Source organism: Acinetobacter sp. CIP 53.82 (assembly GCF_000369465.1).
GTDB classification, from domain to species: Bacteria; Pseudomonadota; Gammaproteobacteria; order Pseudomonadales; family Moraxellaceae; genus Acinetobacter; species Acinetobacter indicus.
On record NZ_KB850046.1, the window covers coordinates 1,165,578 to 1,186,477 of the forward strand.

A 20,900-nucleotide genomic window follows, 5' to 3' on the forward strand; every position below is an offset into this window, starting at 1 on the left:
ACTTTAAAAGCTTTATTTTCACCCGATAAAATACCCATAAAACAAGAGGAAGCTCAAATGAGCTTCCTCTTGTGAAAAATTGTGGGACAGCAATGCTCTGAGGAGCCCTTTTCTTTGTTATTAGATTCACCTGAAAAATATCAAGATATATATTTAAAATATTTTTCTATTTTAATTTACGGTTTAGAGCATACTTTCCACCCTATTCCGCCCCTTCTCTTTGGCCTTAAATAAGGACTGGTCTGCCCGGCCAAACAGCTCCATCCAGCTGCCTGCATCTGCGGCGACCCCGGCACTGACAGAAATATTTAATGGCGTGTCCAGTCCCGGCAGGGTCAGAACATTCTGGCTAATTTCCTGACGTAATTTCTCGGCAATACTCAAGGCCCCGTCCAGATCAATCTGCTCAATCAGAATCAGGAATTCATCGCCCCCATAACGCACAATCAGGTCAGATGAACGCACACTGTGTTTTAACACTTCGGCAATTCCCTGAATCACCCGGTCACCGACAATATGCCCATACTGATCATTGACCTCTTTAAAGTCATCAATATCAATAATAATTAAACCGGTTTGATGGAGCTTGTCCGGATTCTGATTCAGATATTGAATATATTCTTCTAGCGCCAGACGATTGGAGACTCCGGTCAGGGTATCGGTATTCGCCATATTACGTAGCTGGAATTCCAGCAAATCCCGTTCAGCCAAGCGTGCCTGCAACTGCCTGAGTGCAGCAAATAAAGAGGTGGGTGAGGAATCTGGAACTGTGGCCGTCTGCGGCTGGGCTTCAGATAGCTCTAAAATCAGATCTCGCGCTTCAATTAAAGGTTTAAATACCTTAAAACGCGCATAGACCATGGTAAACAGCGCTGCCAGCAAGGAAATAATCGACACCGACAGCGTCAGGATAAACTGCTGCCAGGCAGCATGGCGCTCCTGCTGGGCCAGCCAGACACTATAATCCAGCAGATATTTCTGCAGATTCACCACTGTCGTAAATTTATCGACAATCTTCAGAGTCAATTCAATTCCGCTTAATGAATACGGGCGCGCATGCAGACTTTCTTCAATCAGCTGGCTGACAATAGGAACCCCCTGATCCAGATATTTTTGTTTAACCTGTTGATGCAGTCCCAGGTATTCAGGCGTTTTGTACTGTTCAGGCTGAATCGAGTTGACCAGATCCCATAAATAATAAGATTGCCGCTGGCTCTGTAAGGAATAAGCCAGGTTCTGTTCAGGAATTGGTTCTTTAAAAGTCACGGCCGCCATAATCGTCGAGGCCAGACGTCCGGCCTGATCACGTAAATCGGCCAGTACCAGAATCAGACTATAGGACTCCGACAGCATGGTCTTTTTGCCTTCCGACTGCATCATGACATGCTTCAGCACCTCATAGACTTCATCCCAGGCACGAAACATGGCCTGAATGGCCTGATCCAGCTGTGCTGAACTGCGCTGGGCATAGGGTTGTGCAGCATAGGCATCCACCGCAGCACGTCCTTTTGCCAAAGCCGGTTTTAAATCGGTGGTCAAGGCATTGGCCTGTGCAGCAAAACCGGCGCTATTTAACAATTGCATGGTGTGTTCAATCTGCAGATCGACCCGCTCTCGAAACAGGGTCAGCTCTTTCAGGTTGGCACTGAGTTCATCTGGAGTACTGGACATGACCTTATTGGCCGGACCACGTTCGCGTGAAATCTCATTGGCCAGATCGGCCACATGACGTAAGACTGAAATTTCGGTCAGCACCACATCGGACTGCTGATAAGAGCGATAACTCTTCAGCGTCACCGGAACCGAAATAAACAGAATCGACAGGATGATAATGAGCATAGAAATAAACAGACGCTGCTTAGTATTCTCTGAATGCAAGCGATGGGACATGTTTATAACCTCACTACCATGAGCATGAACTGAACGTATTGAATCAACAAAGGCAGAGCAACGACCTGAAGCGGATGACCACACTGCTGAGGAAAAAATAACAGGACAGCGGTAGCGTTCATTCAACTATAAGTCGAATAAATCAGCAAGATAACTAAAAAATTGTGACAAGGTTAACAAATTTATTGATTAAATTGAATAAAAACCGACGAAATTAGAGTAAGTTTCTATTTTTTTTGAAGGGCAACCGAGATTGCATTATCTTAAAAATTAAATATAAGCCAATGATTTATATAATAAAAAATAAGGTTTTAAAAATTGTATAAAAAATTAAAGAAAACATTTTACAGCTGCATCAAATAAGTGCATAATGCACCGCATTGGGGCGACTTTAGATATTCCTCAGCAGAATTTTAAATTTTCCCGCAAATTTTGGCTAAAAAATCCCGGTTTTCGTTGAAAACCGGGATTTTTTTATGGTCATATATTCAATAGCGCTTTTTAATTCAAGAAATATTGCACCAATATAGTGCACAATAAATTTATACTTAAGCGGTTTTTAATCCTGACTACAGGATTCAGGCATAAAAAAAACCCAGCCTTGGGGAAAGCTGGGCATATAAAAAGTAAAACTTTGTGGAGAATCTCAGTGCAGTTCCTCTAACCTCTAGTCCTGCATCAAGAAAAATCATGACCGAAATCACAATTTCGATAAAGCCGACCAAACGGTATAACTTTATCTAGCCATTATGATACTCATCACACTTTTTGTAAAGCCTATTAAAATAGTCTACTTTTAGTTTAACCAGTATTAATAGTCAGCGAATTTAGACCTATAAAAACCAGAAAACGTAGAAAAAAAGTAAAGCGTTATCAATTTCAGCTACATAATCCTGGTCTTAAGTTTCATTTTTTAAGCTTTATGCGCTGCTTTTCACATTTTTATTAGATTGCTTTTATAGATAATTTATATTGAATCAATTCATATTAACTATAAAGAAAAGTGAGGCAGCAAACACTTTTCTTTCGCAAATGAGATTTAGCCGCTTGTTCTTTATACACTTTTTAGGTTGACAACAGATTTATCAATTGACTACTTTTTCGCCCATGCACATTTTAGAGCAATTACTCAACTAAATAATCTCCTTTGTCTTCATTGACTTAATAAATTGTTACAATACAATGCCTATTGTTTAATCCATTTTTAACAAAACTGGTAACTATCATGAAAAAACTCGGTTTAGCCACAGCTTTATTATTAGCCATGACCGGTGCTCAAGCGTACCAATTCGAAGTTCAAGGTCAATCGGAATTCATCGACAACACTGTAAATGAGCAAAACTTCACTGGTGCAGTTCAAGGTACTTACTACTTCAAAAATGTTGATTCAACTAAAGGTCCTTTAGCTGAAGCTGCGTTTTTAAACCAAGCATCAAACTTCTCTTTAGCGTATAACTACGGTGAATATGATGAAAATGGTTTAGATATTGTTTCTCATACTTATGGTGCTAAAGCAGAAGCTTACATTCCAACAAAATTCGTTCCAGCTTATGCAAGCGCATCTTATAGCCATACAATTAATGACAGCAAAAATGCTTTAGCAACTGATGATCAAGGCGATCGCTATGCTTTAGAACTTGGTGCATTAGTAGCGCCAAACTTCCTGGTTGCTGTAGGTTATACCAGCGTTGCAGATCAAGTTTCTTATGATGCTTTTAACATCCTTTCTAATGGTGTTGCTAAAGCTGCTTTAGAATCTGAAACAATCGCAGATGACCAAGACGCTATTACTGCACGTACTAAATACGTGGGTGCAATTGATGGTACAAACATGGCGATCGGTTTTGAAACTGGCCTTGTTTACGGTGAAAGCACTGCTTATGCATTAAAAACTGATCTTTACTTAACACCTGCTCTTAGCGTAGGTGCTTCTTATGCTGAAACTAGCGCTGATATCGCTAACGATAAAGCTTGGGGTGCAAACGTAAATTACTTCATCACTCCAGCAGTTGCAGTTGGCGCAAGCTATGTAAATGCTAATGCTGAAGGTGACGTGCGTGACACTCAAACTGTTGGCTTAAATGCTAAATTCCGTTTCTAATCTGATTTAGAAACTGATGTAAAAAAGACGCTCTATGAGCGTCTTTTTTTGTTTGAAAGAAATGATTATTCCGGACTACGCACAATACTCAGGAAATATAAATGCCGTTCATATTGATCCAGAATATCCTGTAGTAAATCTTCCTGGGTCCAGTCCATCACATCGTAGTTCTGCCCGCCCTCTCTTAAAAATACCTCAGCCTGATAAAACGGCGCATCGGCCGTGACTTCTGGCATAAAGCTCGGCGGCACAGTTTCACGGGACACCACCTGATAAATAAAGTTAATCTCATGCTGATGATCGACCTTTAAACGCAGGCCATCTTCCAGCGAATCAATCGACACAGTCAGATGCCGCTTTTGAAACTCCTTCTGAATATTCTCGAAAGCCTGCTGTACCTGAATCTGAATATACTGTTCTACCTCAGCCTGGCTATGCGGATAATGCATGATCAGCCCCAGACGCTGTTGCCAGCTGCGTGGATTATGAATGGCGCGCGGCGTAATCCGTGCTTCCTGCAAGGCATTCATTTTGGTGACATCTAGCCGTAGGGCTTTGAGCAGGCCCCAGCACATCAGCAGCAGAATGAGGGTAAATGGCAAGGCACTCATAATGGTGGCCGACTGGAGCGCACTCAGGCCACCGGCCAATAGCAGGATAATCGCCAGCACCGCCATCAATACGGTCCAGAACAGCCGTTGCCAGACCGGAGAATGTTCCGTTTTTGCAGTGAGAAAATCTGTGACCAGCGCACCTGAATCTGCCGAAGTAACAAAAAACAGCATCACCAGCAGGGTCGCCAGCAGACTCATGATGGAGGCAAAAGGCAGATTACTTAAAAACTCAAACAGGGCCACCGAGGAGTCCTGCTGTACTGCGGTCATCAATTGCAGATTCGCTTCATGCAAAATGCTATACAGCGCGGCATTGCCCATAAAACCCATCCAGACCAGGGTAAAACCAGTCGGAATCAGCATTACCCCCACAATAAATTCACGGATACTGCGTCCTTTGGATACCCGGGCAATAAACAGTCCCACAAATGGCGACCAGGAGATCCACCAGGCCCAGTACATGATGGTCCAGCCCCCAATCCAGCCACTCGGTTGATAGGCATATAAATTGAAGGTCATATGAAACAGATTCGAGGCATACTGACCAATATTCTGAATGGTGGTTTGTAGTAAATAGATACTCGGCCCCGTTATAAATACAAATAACAGCAGCACCACCGCCAGCACCAGATTCAGCTCTGACAGCCGTTTAATACCTTTGTCCAGACCAAAAAACACCGATAAAGACGCCATGCTGCTGACCACAATAATCAGGATCATCTGGGTACTGGCACTTTGTTCAATCCCGAATAAATAATTCAGCCCCGAATTGATCTGAGTCACACCAAAACCTAAAGTGGTGGCAATTCCGAAGACAGTGCCGAGCGTGGCAAAGGTATCAATCCCATCTCCGAGCGGGCCGTAAATTTTTGAGCCAATCAGCGGATACAGGGCCGAACGGACTTTTAGCGGCAGATTGTGCCGGTAAGCAAAATAAGCCAGTGCCAGCCCGACCAGCGCATAAATGGCCCAGGCATGAATGCCCCAGTGGAAAAAAGAAATGCGCATCGCCTGCTGTGCTGCCTGGATGGTGGCCGGCTCACCGACCGGTGGCGAGACATAGTGCATCACCGGTTCAGCCACGCCAAAGAACATCAGGCCAATGCCCATCCCAGCAGTAAACAGCATCGCAAACCAGGAACCCTGATGATATTCCGGCTGGCTATGGTCCGGACCGAGCTTGATTTTGCCCATATCGGACAGTGCAATATAAATCAGCAGAATCAGGAATACCGCCACTGACAGTACATAGAACCAGCTAAAAGAATCAGTAATCCACTGGTTCATGCGCTGGGTCAGCAGTTCAAAACTATTGGGCGCCAGCAGCACCACCGCCAGAAAAATCGCAATAACCGCGACCGTACTGATAAATACATTCGGATTGATATTGCCCCACCAGGGCAATTTTTCGGAAGGCATAACTCCCCCATTTTATTTTTAAAGATGATAGACAGACGCTTTAGGTCCGGGCAGCATTCACCGCAAAGGTGAACAAAAGATGAGTGTCGTGAGCTTAAACTCGCGCACAGCTTAGTCCTCTCGCAGCAGAAACACTATTGAACTGCTGTAACACAATAGCCCAAGCCGATGATTAATCTTTATTTCTGGGCAAATGACGAATGTATTGCAGGGCAATCAGCCGGGAAACAATTAAGGCCAGATACATCACCCCGCAAAACATTTGCAGCATGGCAATCACCCGTACTGCCGGACCAATCGGCATCAGGTCAGACAGGCCGGTGGCAGACTGCAAACTGAAACTCAGAAACAGTAGATCCAGCCAGCTTTGTAAATCTGGTTGGGTCGGATGATAAAAACTGGAAGGATCCAGTATCTGGCAAATATTGTAAACAAAGGCAAACGCCCAGGCAATTAAGGTGAATACTGCGCCGGCGGCAAACAGTTCATCGCGGGTTAGATAACGGTCTTCAAACATATAACGCAGCAAACCATAGGCCGCACTTAAATAGGCCGCGGCTTCAAAGGCATGGCTAATCACCAGCACGGTCGGGTTGTTAACCCCCAGTACAATCAGCAGGGAAAAAAACAAGGCGCCCGTAACAAAGCTCAGCCCTAAAAAAGTAAACATCGGGGTCTGGCGAATGACTTTGGCAATTAACAGCAATACCACCACACCCAGCATCCAGATCAGCACGCGATAGGTGGCATGATGACTGAGCAGCGACAACACGAGAATAAAAAACTGCATTAACAGCAGCCAGGCCGAAGGCAACAGCCGGAATCCTTTCCATAAATCAATGAATGCTTGCATGGGCACATCCTGGGTATCTTGGTGTAATGCGGACATCACTTTCTTTTTTGTTCTGATTACCATAGCATGCTTAAAAGCGCAGACAGATCACTCCTTTGTATGAAAATTACAGAAAAAGTACGTCAAGAAATCACCCAGATTGAATTCCGGGATGACCTTTCTCAGGATAAAAAAATTGCCAAAATCACCCATCTGGCCTGTGCCACCTGTGCCGGTGTCGCCATTCAGCCCCTGCCTTTTGCCGATATTCTGATTCTGACACCCTTACAAGGCTACTTTGCCAGCCGGATTGCTGCCATTCACGGTATTAAACTGACCGACAATGAAGCGCTGGACTGGGTCAAGGAACTGATCGGGCTGGTGGGTTTGGGCATCGCCGCGCAGCAGATTGCACTGGGGGTCTGGAAAACCGTGACCTTTGGCTTTGGCGGCCTGCTGACCATTCCGCTGGTCTACGGCCTGACTTTTGCGATTATGAAAGTGGCCGATTTGTATTTTTCTCATAAAGCCCGCAATGAAAAGCTCAGTGAGGAACGCATTAAAGCGGTATGGAAACAGGCGTTCCAGCAAGGTAAAAAGCAGGGACAGGCTCAGGCAGAGCAGCTGCAACAGCCAGAGGATTAAGCCATGACCCGATCGTCCTCACCCTCACCGATTCACTATCTCCGTAAAAATTTTGATGCGCTGGCCATCACCACCGTATTGGCCAAACTGGCCTGGAACGAACACAGGCCGCAACTGACTGAAGCGGATCAGGCGGTACTGGCCGCATTAAGACGCAGTCATGCTGAACTGGCAAACGCCCCTCTGGAAGATATTCAGGCTTATTTACAGGGTTTTGATGAGCAGCAGATTGTCGGGCTGGTATCGACGGTTAAAGGCATGTTGCATGATATGGAGTTTGTACGGCTGGACCATGAAGATGGCGACAGTCTGTATGCCGCGTATCTGAACCAGCACGACCATACCGATTTTGATGTGCTTCTGGCCGATCAGCACAGCGGCGAAAGCTGGCAACTGCAACTAAAAGCCATCGAAGGTACTGGCACCGGCAAAGACTGGATTGCTGCCCCTCCTGAAGAAATGTTGCTTGCCACTGAAGAAATCGCGGCACAGTTGGGTCTGGAAAGTTCTGGTCTCAGCCCCAAAGAGCTGACCCAGAGCGTGGAAGATGCGATTGATGTAATTGTCACCGCCAAAGACCCGAATGATGAACATTTCTGGGACTACTTTCCGGCCATCTCCGTGGCCAGTGTTTCACTGGCGATTTATGAACTGTTCCGGCGCTATCAGCAGCAGGAAATCAGCTGGTCAGAATTTAAATGGATGGTGGCCAAAGTATCTGGCATCAAGGTCAGTAAAATTGCCTTTATTGGTCTGCTGTTGGGTCTACCGGTGGTCGGTCAGGTCACGGGTGCCTACCTGGTCGCCAAGCTGTTACTGAATGCCAAAGCAACCTGGTTTGAAAAAGAATCAGCGCTATATCGCAAACTACAGGCCTACTGGGCCAGCAAGCAAAAACCGCAGCCATAAAAAAGCCCCTTGCGGGGCTTTTTTTAGGCATATCTGCTCATCTTAGTGATCAGATGCACCTGAGATACCAATACCGGTTTGTGAGCGTACGAACTGTGCATCGAATGCTTTACGTTCAGCTTGTGCTTGCGCAGAGTTGTCAGTGATAGAGAACAACCAGCAGCAGAAGAATGAAAGTGGCATTGCAAAGATCGCAGGACCATTGAATGGGTTGATTGGTGTGTCAGAAATTTGAAGCGTATCTACCCAAACTGCTTTAGACAATACAATCAAGGTGACTGCTGCAACTAAGCCTGCTACCCCACCAATCACTGCACCGCGAGTCGTTAAGCCTTTCCAGAACATAGATAGTACAAGTACTGGGAAGTTTGCACATGCTGCTACAGAGAATGCTAAACCGACCATGAACGCAACGTTTTGTTTCTCGAAAAGAATACCCAAGATCATTGCGAAGATTGCTAAGCCTAAAGTTGCGATTTTAGACATGCGCAGTTCAGATTCAGGTGTAGTTTGACCTTTCTTGAATACGTTGGCATACAAGTCGTGAGAGATTGCTGAAGCACCTGACAGGGTCAGACCGGCAACCACCGCAAGAATTGTGGCGAATGCAACCGCTGAAATGAAGCCCATGAACAGGTCGCCACCGACTGCATCAGACAGGTGTACCGCTGCCATGTTGTTACCACCCACCAGCTCAAGTTTGCCAGTGACTGCCATTTTCGCGACATCCAGGAATTGCGGGTTGTTGGCCACATACAGGATCGCACCGAAACCAATGATGAAGGTTAACAGGTAGAAGTAACCAATAAAGCCGGTTGCAACCACAACAGATTTACGTGCTTCTTTGGCATCTTTTACCGTGAAGAAACGCATCAGGATGTGTGGCAAACCTGCAGTACCGAACATTAATGCCAGACCCAGTGAGATCGCATCAATCGGGTTAGATGCCAGGCTACCTGGACCCATGATATTGGCTGCATCAGCCAGGCTCAGGTCATGTACCTTCGAGAACACCTGAATTGATTGTTCAAACATGTTGGTGAAGCTGAAGCCCACGCCTTTCATTACCATGAAGGCCATGAAGGTTGCACCAGACAGTAACAGTACCGCTTTAATGATCTGTACCCAGGTCGTTGCCAGCATGCCGCCGAACATAACGTAAGCCATCATCAATAAGCCAACCAGCACAACCGCGATGTTATAGTTCAGACCGAACAGCAGTTTGATCAGCTGACCTGCACCCACCATCTGTGCAATCAGATAGAACGCGACAACGACTAGCGAGCTGAATGCTGCTAGGGTACGTACCGGTTTTTCTGATAAACGGAAGGAAACTACGTCAGACAGGTTGTATTTACCCAGGTTACGTAAACGTTCTGCAATCAGGAACAATACGATTGGCCAGCCCACCATGAAGCCCAGTGAGTACAGCAAGCCGTCGAAGCCTGACATAAACACCATGGCGGAAATACCCAGGAAAGACGCAGCCGACATATAGTCACCGGCAATAGCCAGACCGTTTTGGAAACCTGAAATACCACCACCGGCAGTATAGAAGTCTTTGGTATTGGTGGTTTGTTTCGCCGCCCATTTGGTAATGAACAGGGTCGCACCCACAAAGATCAGGAACATGATAATTGCAGGCCAGTTGGTGGCTTGTTGTTCTGCTGCGCCCAGATCAGGTGCGGCAAAAGCCATACCTGACATCATCAACGCTGAAGCTGCAGCAGCTTGCGCCTTCAATGAAGTCCATTTCATCTTAGTCTTGTCCTTTTTGTTGTGCAATTGCTTCTACTTCACGCATTGCTTCTTCATTCAGTTGATCCAGCTTGTTATTCGCAATATAGGAATACACTGCACACAAAATGAAAGATAACACGATGATGCCCAGACCCAGTGGAATACCCCAGGTCGTCACGCCACCAGAAATGGAAGATAATAGAAACTCTTTGTTATAGCCAACTAACAACATGAAGCCGACATAAACGATTAACATGATTGCGGTAAGCGTCCAGCTAAGATTACGCTTTTTTGCAACCATTTCTTTGAATTTTGGATTGTGTAGAATTCGATCTACTTGAGCCTCATCCATAGTTTTACTCCTTGAAACACCCAGCCTTAGGCGTAATTTTTAATTTGAATTATATTCATGATGAAAACTAACAAGTTTGTAGGGTGCTTGTAATTTAGACTTTGGTCGTTAAATTTTGAGCAATTCAAACTGATGCGTTCACGAATAGAGTATTATAACGCGAGATAAATACACCGCGGGTATTATGAACAGCTGGCTGATTATCGGGGTGTTAGCCCTTTATATTGCATTACTTTTTATTTGTGCATTTTTTGGTGAAAAACATGCGAGCCGCCTCAGTACGCGCGGTCGTATGCTGCTGTTCAGTCTGACCTTGGGCGTCTACTGTTCATCCTGGACCTTTTACGGGGCCACTGGTGCAGCGGTGCGTGAAGGCATTATCTTCCTACCGATCTATTTAGGGCCGCTCTTGTTCGTGGCGGTTGGCTATGACATCTGGCGCCGTTTGGGACGGGTCCGGCAGCATCATGCCATTTCCTCGATTGCCGACTTCGTGGCAGCGCGATATGGCAAAAGTGGTGCCCTGGCCTCGCTGGTGACCATTCTGGCAGTCATTGCGATTATTCCCTATCTGGCCCTGCAGTTACGCGCAATTGCCTTAAGTGCTGCCGTGATTCTGGATCAGACCACCCATGTCGAAAGTACCACCAATGGTGTACTGTTTTTAACCGCGCTGCTGGCAATTCTGGCGATGCTGTTTGGCACCCGGCAAATTGCCAACACCGAACAGCACGGCGGTTTAATGCTGGCGGTGGCGTTTGAATCTTTCGTCAAGCTGTTTGCCCTGCTCTGTGTGGCCGGTTTCTTTGTCTTTGAATCGGCCGATAACCTGAAGCAGATCAGCAATGATGTGGCCCAGACCTTCCATGAAGTGCAGCTGTTGGGCGTACCGGAAACTTTCTGGGTGCAAACCCTGCTCGCCGCACTGGCGATTATCTGCTTGCCACGCCAGTTCCACGTGGCGGTGGTCGAATTACGCGATGAAAAACATATTCGCGGGGCACGGCGCTGGTTTGCCGTTTATCTGATTTTAACCACCATCGCGATTATTCCAATTGCCAGCTGGGCCTTACATGCCGCGCCGCAATATCTGATGATTCCGGATGTCGCGGTGCTGTCCTTACCGCTCAGCTATAATCAGGAATGGCTGACCTTACTGGCCTTCCTGGGTGGTTTTTCGGCTTCAACCGGGATGTTGCTGGTATCTTCGGTGGCGCTGTCGATCATGCTCAGTAATGACCTGATCATGCCGGCGCTGTGGCGCTCGGGCCTGATTTCGCGTCATGACAAACGGTTGCCACTGGTGCTGAAATTCACCCGCCGCATCTGTATTCTGGCGGTGATGCTGCTTGGCTTCCTGTTCTTCCATTTCTTTAATGATATTGACCAGCTTTCGGTCTTCGGTTTACTGGCCTTTAGTGCGGTAGCGCAGTTCTCCCCTGCCCTGATTGGCGGGCTGTACTGGCGCGGCGGCAGTAAACAGGGTGTTTATGCCGGCCTGATTGTCGGTTTTATCATGTGGGCCTATACCCTGCTCTGGCCAACGGTTTTACGCAGTCTGCCAGAACAGTTCTCAGCGATTACCCAGTATTATTTAACTGTGGGGCCATTTGGTATTAATGGCTTACGTCCGGAAGCGCTGTTAGGTTTTGAATCTTTTGCGCCGCTGACACATGGGGTGGTCTGGTCACTCGGTCTGAACCTGTTGCTGTATGTCTGGGTATCGCGCATATTCCGCCCGAGTGTGGCTGAACAGATTCAGGCTGAAAGTTTCTTCTACTATGAAACCAAGCCGCTGCCATCGCACACCACCAGCAATGAAGTCAGCTATTCGCATCAGGATGTGGCGCGTTTAAAAGTCGGTGACCTGATTACGCTGGCCAAACGCATTACCGGCGATGAGCCAACCATGCAGGCCTTTCGGCAGTTCAGTGAACAGAATAATGTGGTGCTGAATGAAAACAGCAATGCCAACGGCATGTGGTGGCGTTTTACCGAACAGTACCTGGCCGGCACCATTGGCGCGGCATCGGCGCGAACCCTGCTCACCACGGCGATGGTCAACAATGGTCTGGCACTGGGTCAGGTCGCCAATATTCTTGACCAGGCCTCCCAATGGCAGCGCTTTAACCAGAATCTGATCATGACCATGATCGACCACATGACCCAGGGGGTGAGCGTGGTCGATGAAAATATGTGTCTGGTGGCTTGGAACAATCAATATCTAAAACTGTTTGATTATCCAAAAGATATTGTCTATGTCGGCTGTCCAATTGCCGACCTGATCCGCTATAACGCCGAGCGCGGCGAATGTGGCCCGGGCTCGGTGGAAGAACACGTGCGTAAACGGATTCACTGGATGAAAGTCGGCAGTGCGCATGAGTTTGAACGTATCCGTAAAGATGGCCGCGTGATTCAAATGCGCGGTAATCCGATTGAAGGCGGTGGCTTCGTGACCACCTTTGCCGATATTACCGCCTTCCGTGAAAATGAAGCGGTCCTTGAAGCACGCGTGCAGGATCGTACCCAGCAATTGGCCGATGCCCTGGCCGAACAGCAGCTGGCGCGCGAACAGGCCGATAAAGCCAATATGTCCAAGAGCCGCTTTATTGCCGCGGCCAGTCATGACCTATTACAGCCGATGCACGCAGCCCGTCTGTTCAGTACCGCGCTAGAGCAAAGCATCCAGTCGGATGATGACCGCAAAACCTTGCAGCAGCTGGATCGTGCCCTGCATGGCGCTGAAAGTATGTTGTCTGCGCTGCTGGATATTGCCCGTTTAGAAGGCGGCACCATTCAGCCGAAACGTCAGCCTTATCCACTGCATGACTTGCTCAGTGATCTGGAACTGCAATTTAAATCCATTGCCGCGCAGCGGGGCATCCAGTTTGCCGTGCATGATGCCCAGTTCTGGATTGACACCGATCCGCAATGGATTCGCCGGATTATCCAAAACTTTGTCAGCAATGCACTGCGTTATACCGCCAAAGGCAAAGTCGTGGTCGGGGTATTACGTTCTGCACAGCGTCCGCAGCATATCCGCATCGGGGTCTGGGATACCGGTCCCGGCATTGCCGAAGAACAGCGCATTAAACTGTTCCAGGAATTTGAACGTTGCGGCCATACCTCGCCGTGGGGTGAACAGGGTCTGGGCCTCGGTCTGGCCATTGTGCAGCGTATGACCAGCCTGCTGGATTATCCGGTCTATGTCTATTCCACTCTCGGACAGGGCTCCTGCTTCATGATTGAAGTACCGGTGGTGGATGCACCTAAAGCCGTGGCTGCACCGGTTCAGGCCGTACCGCTGAAAACCAAGGCCTATAAAATTCTGTGTCTGGATAATGATGAAACCATTTTAGAAGGCATGGCGACCTTATTGGGCAAATGGGGCTATCAGGTCTTTAAAGCCACCGAACCGGAACAGGCCCTGGAGATTATCCAGCAGGAAAATATTCAGGTCTGGCTGGTCGATCAGCATTTAAATAACAATAAAGTCGGTCTGGACTTTATTCTGGCCAACCGTCAGGAAAATGTACCAGTGGCATTAATTACCGCCGATTCGGATCCGGAATTACCGCAGCGTCTAAAAGAGCTGAATATCGTGTTGCTGAAAAAACCGCTGAAACCGGCCTCCTTGCGAGCCTGGTTATCCGGTCTGAAAATTTCAGCTTAGGCTGACATATTTTGAAACCTCTTTGCGGCTTCGGTAACAAAGAGGTTTTGTATTTTGGGCCTGAAAATGGCGATTTATTGCAGCCCGCTAGGCAAAACTGCTCAAAACAGGCGCTATCTGCCTGACAGCCATTGGCAGAAAATTCCATTGAATTATTTACTATGGCAAAGGCTACCAAAAATCTCAGTGTACAGCTGTATACCTGGTTACAAAATTTTAATCTTATGATTTTTAAAATTATTTTTTGATTAAAAAATACACATTAGACTTTAGTCGTATATCTGATATGTAGCAATACGCGCATAAAAAAGACATTAAAAAGAAAAGATCAGTGTTTAGTCTGGAGATGAGCCCTTGAACGTCCTGTCCGGAGCTGATCATCATCCAGCCTAGAGGAGTTTTTTGATGAGTCTTTCAAGCGCAGTACAGCAAGGTCATGAGCAGAACCAACAGTTTCACCGTCAGTATGGCGCCAATGCCCTGTTGCCGGCCATCGACTGGAAAACCCTGTTTCAGCACAGCAAATTAGAACATGCGCATATTGAAGCCCTGAATACCATTTATCAAACCGCTGTACCGCTGGCCTTACAGGTCTTTGATGAACTGCATTTTGATGTATTTAGTCCGGCAGCCTATAAACCACAAGGACTGGGCCTGTTTGAAAAACTGTCTGAACAGGAACAGAAACTGCTGCGTTCGCTGGAAACTGAATGTGACTGTCTTGGTGCCACCACCCGTCACCAGATCTGGAGCATGCTGCTGCGCGGTGGTGCGGTCCTGGTATTTAAAGCCTGGCTCGGCAAAGTCAAAACCGATAAAACCGAACTCGATACCAGCCAGTTTGATGAACTGTCCGATTTACTGTTTATCAAAACCCCGCCGCATGAACTGGCACAGCGTTTAGGTGTAGATATTCATTCCCATGAAGATCATATCTTCCTGATGTATGGCAATGATGTCTATTTGGACCGTTTTAACAGTCTGGAAACTGCCGCGCTATTTGTCGATTTAGGCGTCTATGATCCGGCATTTTTAAGCCTGCGCGATGACCGTATTGCCGACTACTTAAAATCTCAGGACTATGTGACTCAGGAACAGATTGATGAATTGCAATGCGCTTTGAATCCGCTGTTCTGTACCGATGCCACACCGAAACAGGATTGTCTGGCTTAAGCCTTAGCCGATCTGCAAAACAAAAAGGACATCATTTGATGTCCTTTTTATATATTTTTCAATATTTAGATTTTCTTTTCTTCAATATTCAGCGCATTAATCGCCAATACCGCCTGGGTACGGTTTTGTACGCCCAGTTTACGGAAAATCGCCGTCACGTGTGCCTTAATGGTCGCTTCAGAAACATCCAGTTCATAGGCAATCTGTTTATTCAGCAAACCTTCAGCCACCATCATCAACACACGGAACTGCTGCGGCGTTAAGGACTGAATCCGCTCTGCCAGTGCAGTTTCATCGGCAGCACGCGGGTCAAAATTGACATTGGCCGGCAGGTTTGGCGGTAACCAGATTTCGCCTTCCAGCACCTGACGAATCGCTTCGCCAATATGGCTTGGGTGGGCAGATTTTGGAATATAACCCATGGCACCATGCGCAATGGCACGCTGGATAATCGACACTTCTTCATGTGCCGACACCACAATAATCGGAATTGAAGGATATTGTGCACGCACATGCACCAGCGCCGAGAAACCCGAAGCGCCTGGCAAATTTAAATCGAGGAGAACAAGATCAGGTTCAGGTCCTTTTTCTAAACGTTCATAGAATTCATTGACTGCAGCAGTTTCATGAATTTGAGCTTGCGGTAAGCTATAGCGTACAGCCTGAATTAAAGCATGACGAAACAGCGGATGATCATCAACGATTAAAATATTCATAAGTGACGTGAGAGATCTTGTGCACAATGGCTCCTATTCTACCCATACAAATGCAGTTAAGGATATGCAAGAGTGAACTATTTTTGGCTTAAACGAGATTTTTTGTCCGATTATTCATATTTTCTTACATTTTCTTAAATCTGAGATAGGAAATCTGATTTTGATATAACATTTATCAGCCTGATTCAGATGCTTATCTGAGTCGCATATAAGTATAAATTTCAATTATTTATTTCATTAAATTTAGTTATTAATTGCTCATTTTAAAGTTATCTGAAAAACAGATAACTTTTCTGTATTTGCTTATTTTACAGGGTAATTCAACTATTGATTAATAACAGACATTCCGAGATCAACCACAATTCAGGTAAGCCTATGTCTGTTTTCAATTCAACCAAACCGCTCAATATTGTCGCAGTATCGGGCGGCTTAAATCATCCGTCTAAAACCGAAGCTTTGGTGCAAGCCATTATTGATGAACTGGGCGAAGCCACCCCGATTCAGGTGCATTTTATTAAATTCAGTGAAATTGCCCCTTTGCTGGGCGGTGCCATTTACCGCAAGCAGTTACCACAGCGCGTGCAGGATGATCTGGCTGCCGTTGAAGCAGCGGATGCATTAATTGTCGGTACACCGGTATATCGCGCCTCCTTTACCGGTCTATTCAAACATTTCTTTGATTTTGTCGAACAGACTGCGCTGGTAGATGTACCGGTATTACTGGCGGCATCGGGGGGTAGTGACCGCCATGCCTTGGTACTGGAGCATCAGCTGCGTCCGTTATTCAGCTTTTTCCAGGCGCAAACCTTGCCTATTGGTGTCTATGCCACAGACCGTGACTTTACCCTGGAATACACCATCCATAGCGAGGCCCTGCGTGACCGGATTACGTTGGCTGTGGCACGCGCCCTGCCCATTCTGGAATGGGCACCGGCCAAAGGCCAGCGCGCCGAAGTGGTGAAAAGTAAAACCCAGCAGGCCAACCAGAACCTGGGCATTAATAAACAGATTGAGCAGGATGAAGTACTACCTTCTGCTGCAGTACCTAGTCTGGATGCAGCAGAATCGCGTCTGCATCAGAACAAGGTCAAACCGCAAGTGGCTTAATCTGCTGACCCGCTGGCATCCCCTTCTTCCGAGTGTAGTCTTGGCCATTGATCCTGCGGATTCAGGCTTGCAGCAGCCTGGGTCCGCAAGCTTGCAGCGAAACATCGCTGCAATGCCGGATCAAATAAACACAACAACAGGCCCCTTATTTTTCCCTCAAGACTCGGCTTGAGGGATTTTTTCATTTTATCTGACTCAATGAAATGAGAATGAAGCGGTTTTAGTCCTAAGAATAAAAACTGGGATCTGGCACTTTGCCAGTCAGCACCCATTCGCCCAGTTCCTGATATTTATAATCTACCGGATCATGCAGGGTCTGAGTACGCACATTGCGCCAGAAACGGTCCAGATTCAGCTGGGCGGTGGTGGCCCGTGCGCCCATTACCTGAAACATCTGCTCGGTAATATATAAAGAGGTATTGGTCGAGGCAATTTTGGCCGTAGCAATGGCCACCGCTACTTCACCGCGCTGTTCAGCCGTGAGTTCCGGTCCGATGCGCCAAGCCTGCTGCACACTCTGCACGGCTTTATCTGCCAAAAGCCGGACACTTTCTAGCTGCAGATAAAACTCGGCGCAATGCCGTTGAATAAACGGGTCATCCACCGCCTGCTCGACCCGAGATTTGGACCAGGCTTTTTGACCTTGCACGCTCTGAATCGCTGTTTCAAATGCCCCTTCGGCCACACCCAAAAACAGATGCACAAAAATCAGTTGTGCAATTAGCGGCCGCAAACTGGCATAAGGCGTACTTAGCGGTCCGGGATTCAGCAGCAATTCATGTTGATGAACACGCACCTGTTCAAAATGGGTCGTGCCGCTATCGGTCTGGCGCTGTCCCATATTGTGCCAGTCACCCAGAAAATGGACACCACTCCGGGTACTCGGAATCACCGCAATCAAAAGCCTGCCGGTCGCATCATAACCGGAACAGAGCAACAGGTCTGAATCGACCGAACCGGAGCAGAAGCTTTTATCGCCCTGAAACAGATATTCAGAATCTGCAACCGGTGTGACCGTGGTACGCCGATCCAGCGGATTCAGGGCATTGCCCCAGAACAGCTGCTGCTGAACTGTCTGTTGTAACCAGTGCTGATATTGTACGGGCTGGGCAAACAGCTGCACGGTGGCAATCAGTAAATGATGAAAGGCATAGACATGCGCCAAGGAGCTGTCCGCTTGTGCCAAAATCTGGACCGTTTTAAATATGATCGGCCAGGTGGCACCCTGCCCGCCATATTCTGTCGGGATTGATAAACTCAACAATCCGCTACGGCGAATCAGATCACGCTCTGCTTTGGGATTACCACCCTGCCGGTCACGTTCAGCAGCGGTCTAGGCAAACTGGCGGGCCAGTTGTCGGGCAATTTCACGCGGGTCTAAAACAGTGGCCGTAGTCGGGTTCATCTGAAAATCATATCCTTGATCAATCGTAATACTGTGGGTGGAGCTGGCTGTTGTGCTCGCATCGTGTCCAGCTATGCTACACGGTTTTCAGTATAAAAATACCGCCTACGAGAGGCGGTATCTTAATATTTATTTTTAACGGCTGGCTTGCACCGTGGCAATCAGCTGATCTACCACTTGTGGTTCTGCCAGGGTTGAGGTATCGCCCAGACTATCCAGCTCATTGGCGGCAATTTTTCTCAAGATCCGGCGCATGATTTTACCGGAACGGGTTTTTGGTAAGGCCGGTGCCCAATGCAGCGCATCTGGAGTGGCCACCGGTCCCAGAATTTTCCGGACCCAGTTGACCAGTTCGGTACGCAGCTCATCACTTTCTGTCACGCCGGCTTGCAAGGTAACAAAGGTACAAATGCCCTGACCTTTAATATCATGCGGCATGCCCACCACCGCGGCTTCGGCCACCGCATCATGTGCCACCAGCGCACTTTCAATTTCAGCCGTGCCCAAACGGTGTCCGGAAATATTCAGGACATCATCGACCCGGCCGGTAATCCAGTAATAGCCATCTTTATCGCGGCGCGCGCCATCTCCGGTAAAGTAACTGCCCGGATAGGTGGCAAAATAGGCTTCAATAAAGCGAGCCGGATCACCCCAGATGGTGCGCATTTGCCCCGGCCAGGAATCCTTGATAATCAGATTACCTTCGGCTTCGCCTTCCAGCTCATTGCCTTCAGCATCAACCAGAGCCGGTTGTACCCCAAACAGCGGACGCGTGGCCGAGCCCGGTTTCAGTGGCGTTGCGCCCGGCAGCGGCGACATCAGAATCCCGCCGGTTTCAGTTTGCCACCAGGTATCCACAATTGGGCAGCGACTTTCACCAACCACAGTGTAGTACCAATTCCAGGCTTCCGGGTTAATCGGTTCACCGACCGAACCCAGCAGACGCAGGCTGCTACGGTCACTTTCCCGTACAAAGCTGTCACCTTCACGCATCATGGCACGAATCGCAGTAGGTGCGGTATATAAAATCGTGACGTTGTGTTTATCAATCAAATGCCCGGTGCGCGCCCAGGTCGGATATTGCGGCACCCCTTCAAACATCACTGTGGTGGTGCCATTCGATAATGGCCCGTAAATTACATAGGAGTGCCCGGTCACCCAGCCGACATCGGCGGTACACCAGAACACATCATCCTGTTTAATATCAAACACTTCACGGAAGGTACTGTTGACATAAGTCAGATAACCGCCGGTGGTGTGCAGCACCCCTTTCGGCTTACCGGTTGAGCCGGAGGTATATAAAATAAATAACGGGTCTTCGGCATTCATTGGCTCAGGCGGGCAAATTTCATTGACCGTCATGATTTCCATGTGATACCACAGGTCACGCCCGGCTTTCATTTCAATCGGGTTACCGGTCCGGTGGACCACAATCACGTTTTGCACCGACTCGGTACCGGCCACAGTAAGGGCCTGATCGACATTGGCCTTTAAATAAATCGGCTTGCCGCCGCGCATGGCCGAATCTGCGGTAATCACCAGTTTGGCCTGGCTGTCTTCAATCCGGCTGGCCAGCGAATCTGGAGAGAATCCACCAAACACCACACAATGCACCGCGCCAATCCGGGCACAGGCCAGCATGGCAATGGCAGCCTCGGACACCATTGGCATATACAGCACTACGCGGTCGCCTTTGGTGACGCCATTTTTTTTCAGCACATTGGCAAAGCGGCAGGTTTCATCGTACAGCTCACGGTAGGAAATAATTTTATGCCGTGAAGGGTGGTCGCCTTCCCAGATAATTGCCGGTTTATAAGGATGTTCTTTTAAATGCCGGTCCAGACAGTTGGCACTGACATTAAGCTGGCCATCGGCAAACCATTCAATCTTGAAATTGTCCGGATCAAAATTGGTATTTTTGACCTGGGTAAACGGTTTAATCCAGTCCAGACGCTTGGCCTGCTCGGCCCAGAACTCGTCGGGTTGTTCAATGGATTGCTGATAACGTTCGAAATATTCTGCCTCGTTGGTACGCGCAGTTTTCTTAAATTCTTCGGGTACAGGATAGATCTCATTCATATTATACTTCCTTGATCTTCTCTCATCTCATCACGAGATGTATGCCACATTCTTGATTTTTATTTCTGCATATCAGCAGTATGACGCTTATTTTTTCTCCACCACAATCATGCTTTGGTCGTAGCGATTGATTTAATTTTAAGCACAGATACACCAGCAGATTCAATGTCTTTGCCGTACTTTTCAGTATAAAAGCGGTAGCTTTATCTATAAAAACCACCCGCTTGTAGCCAAAACCGCAGTGT

14 protein-coding genes and 1 pseudogene are annotated in these 20,900 nt (G+C 47.6%); 6 read left to right on the forward strand and 9 right to left on the reverse strand.

What is annotated here, in order from left to right; all coding sequences use genetic code 11:
• Positions 1 to 183 precede the first annotated feature (183 nt).
• Positions 184 to 1,890, reverse strand: a complete 1,707-nt coding sequence (locus F905_RS11110; RefSeq protein ID WP_005180736.1) for a GGDEF domain-containing protein — start codon at positions 1,888 to 1,890, stop codon at positions 184 to 186.
• Between the two features lie 1,222 nt (positions 1,891 to 3,112).
• On the opposite strand from F905_RS11110, the gene omp33-36 reads away from it, so the two are divergent.
• A complete protein-coding gene (gene omp33-36 / locus F905_RS11115) occupies positions 3,113 to 3,991 on the forward strand; it encodes a porin Omp33-36 (RefSeq protein WP_265596407.1) in 879 nt (292 codons plus the stop codon).
• A 65-nt stretch (positions 3,992 to 4,056) separates the two neighbouring features.
• Here the strand turns inward: omp33-36 and F905_RS11120 are convergent, their stop codons facing one another.
• Both F905_RS11120 and F905_RS11125 read right to left on the reverse strand, forming a co-directional pair.
• Positions 4,057 to 6,024 (reverse strand): BCCT family transporter, encoded by a 1,968-nt coding sequence (locus tag F905_RS11120; protein WP_005180738.1) that lies wholly within the window; start codon positions 6,022 to 6,024, stop codon positions 4,057 to 4,059.
• Between the two features lie 172 nt (positions 6,025 to 6,196).
• Positions 6,197 to 6,877: an ion channel gene (locus F905_RS11125; RefSeq protein WP_005180739.1), complete on the reverse strand. Its 681-nt coding sequence runs from the start codon at positions 6,875 to 6,877 to the stop codon at positions 6,197 to 6,199.
• Positions 6,878 to 6,976: 99 nt separating this feature from the next.
• On the opposite strand from F905_RS11125, the gene F905_RS11130 reads away from it, so the two are divergent.
• Entirely contained in the window at positions 6,977 to 7,501 is a 525-nt protein-coding gene (locus F905_RS11130; RefSeq protein WP_005180740.1) for a DUF697 domain-containing protein, read from the forward strand.
• 3 nt (positions 7,502 to 7,504) lie between these two features.
• Positions 7,505 to 8,410 carry a hypothetical protein gene (locus F905_RS11135; RefSeq protein ID WP_005180741.1) on the forward strand — a complete coding sequence of 302 codons (906 nt, stop codon included), beginning with the start codon at positions 7,505 to 7,507 and terminating at the stop codon, positions 8,408 to 8,410.
• A 42-nt stretch (positions 8,411 to 8,452) separates the two neighbouring features.
• Here F905_RS11135 and F905_RS11140 read toward each other — a convergent pair whose 3' ends face one another.
• Together F905_RS11140 and F905_RS11145 are read right to left on the reverse strand one after the other, a co-directional pair.
• Positions 8,453 to 10,168 (reverse strand): cation acetate symporter, encoded by a 1,716-nt coding sequence (locus F905_RS11140; protein WP_005180743.1) that lies wholly within the window; start codon positions 10,166 to 10,168, stop codon positions 8,453 to 8,455.
• 1 nt (position 10,169) lies between these two features.
• Positions 10,170 to 10,502 (reverse strand): DUF485 domain-containing protein, encoded by a 333-nt coding sequence (locus F905_RS11145; RefSeq protein WP_005180745.1) that lies wholly within the window; start codon positions 10,500 to 10,502, stop codon positions 10,170 to 10,172.
• Positions 10,503 to 10,686: 184 nt separating this feature from the next.
• On the opposite strand from F905_RS11145, the gene F905_RS11150 reads away from it, so the two are divergent.
• Together F905_RS11150 and F905_RS11155 are read left to right on the forward strand one after the other, a co-directional pair.
• Complete coding sequence (locus F905_RS11150; protein ID WP_005180746.1) at positions 10,687 to 14,175, forward strand: hybrid sensor histidine kinase/response regulator; 3,489 nt, start codon at positions 10,687 to 10,689, stop codon at positions 14,173 to 14,175.
• Between the two features lie 405 nt (positions 14,176 to 14,580).
• Positions 14,581 to 15,348, forward strand: coding sequence for a hypothetical protein (locus F905_RS11155; protein ID WP_005180752.1), 768 nt, complete (start codon positions 14,581 to 14,583; stop codon positions 15,346 to 15,348).
• A 65-nt stretch (positions 15,349 to 15,413) separates the two neighbouring features.
• Here F905_RS11155 and F905_RS11160 read toward each other — a convergent pair whose 3' ends face one another.
• Complete coding sequence (locus F905_RS11160) at positions 15,414 to 16,064, reverse strand: response regulator (protein WP_005180757.1); 651 nt, start codon at positions 16,062 to 16,064, stop codon at positions 15,414 to 15,416.
• A 375-nt stretch (positions 16,065 to 16,439) separates the two neighbouring features.
• On the opposite strand from F905_RS11160, the gene msuE reads away from it, so the two are divergent.
• A complete protein-coding gene (gene msuE, locus F905_RS11165) occupies positions 16,440 to 17,171 on the forward strand; it encodes an FMN reductase (protein WP_005180758.1) in 732 nt (243 codons plus the stop codon).
• Here the strand turns inward: msuE and F905_RS11170 are convergent.
• From F905_RS11170 to acs, 3 genes and pseudogenes are all read right to left on the reverse strand, one after another.
• Positions 17,168 to 17,443, reverse strand: coding sequence for a hypothetical protein (locus F905_RS11170; RefSeq protein ID WP_005180759.1), 276 nt, complete (start codon positions 17,441 to 17,443; stop codon positions 17,168 to 17,170). The genes msuE and F905_RS11170 overlap by 4 nt on opposite strands.
• Positions 17,398 to 18,576, reverse strand: a pseudogene (locus F905_RS11175) (acyl-CoA dehydrogenase family protein). Before F905_RS11175 ends, F905_RS11170 begins: the two are co-directional and overlap by 46 nt.
• A gap of 135 nt (positions 18,577 to 18,711) precedes the next feature.
• Complete coding sequence (gene acs / locus F905_RS11180; RefSeq protein ID WP_005180764.1) at positions 18,712 to 20,655, reverse strand: acetate--CoA ligase; 1,944 nt, start codon at positions 20,653 to 20,655, stop codon at positions 18,712 to 18,714.
• Positions 20,656 to 20,900: the final 245 nt, after the last annotated feature.

What these genes read in the sequence shown, in the direction of transcription:
- F905_RS11135 (WP_005180741.1), top strand. Translation starts at nt 7,505, where the DNA reads ATGACCCGATCGTCCTCACCCTCACCGATTCACTATCTCCGTAAAAAT.
- F905_RS11160 (WP_005180757.1), bottom strand. Translation starts at nt 16,064, where the DNA reads ATGAATATTTTAATCGTTGATGATCATCCGCTGTTTCGTCATGCTTTA.
- F905_RS11130 (WP_005180740.1), top strand. Translation starts at nt 6,977, where the DNA reads ATGAAAATTACAGAAAAAGTACGTCAAGAAATCACCCAGATTGAATTC.
- acs (WP_005180764.1), bottom strand. Translation starts at nt 20,655, where the DNA reads ATGAATGAGATCTATCCTGTACCCGAAGAATTTAAGAAAACTGCGCGT.
- F905_RS11125 (WP_005180739.1), bottom strand. Translation starts at nt 6,877, where the DNA reads ATGCAAGCATTCATTGATTTATGGAAAGGATTCCGGCTGTTGCCTTCG.
- F905_RS11140 (WP_005180743.1), bottom strand. Translation starts at nt 10,168, where the DNA reads ATGAAATGGACTTCATTGAAGGCGCAAGCTGCTGCAGCTTCAGCGTTG.
- F905_RS11155 (WP_005180752.1), top strand. Translation starts at nt 14,581, where the DNA reads ATGAGTCTTTCAAGCGCAGTACAGCAAGGTCATGAGCAGAACCAACAG.
- F905_RS11170 (WP_005180759.1), bottom strand. Translation starts at nt 17,443, where the DNA reads ATGGGTGCTGACTGGCAAAGTGCCAGATCCCAGTTTTTATTCTTAGGA.
- F905_RS11110 (WP_005180736.1), bottom strand. Translation starts at nt 1,890, where the DNA reads ATGTCCCATCGCTTGCATTCAGAGAATACTAAGCAGCGTCTGTTTATT.
- F905_RS11120 (WP_005180738.1), bottom strand. Translation starts at nt 6,024, where the DNA reads ATGCCTTCCGAAAAATTGCCCTGGTGGGGCAATATCAATCCGAATGTA.
- F905_RS11150 (WP_005180746.1), top strand. Translation starts at nt 10,687, where the DNA reads ATGAACAGCTGGCTGATTATCGGGGTGTTAGCCCTTTATATTGCATTA.
- msuE (WP_005180758.1), top strand. Translation starts at nt 16,440, where the DNA reads ATGTCTGTTTTCAATTCAACCAAACCGCTCAATATTGTCGCAGTATCG.
- F905_RS11145 (WP_005180745.1), bottom strand. Translation starts at nt 10,502, where the DNA reads ATGGATGAGGCTCAAGTAGATCGAATTCTACACAATCCAAAATTCAAA.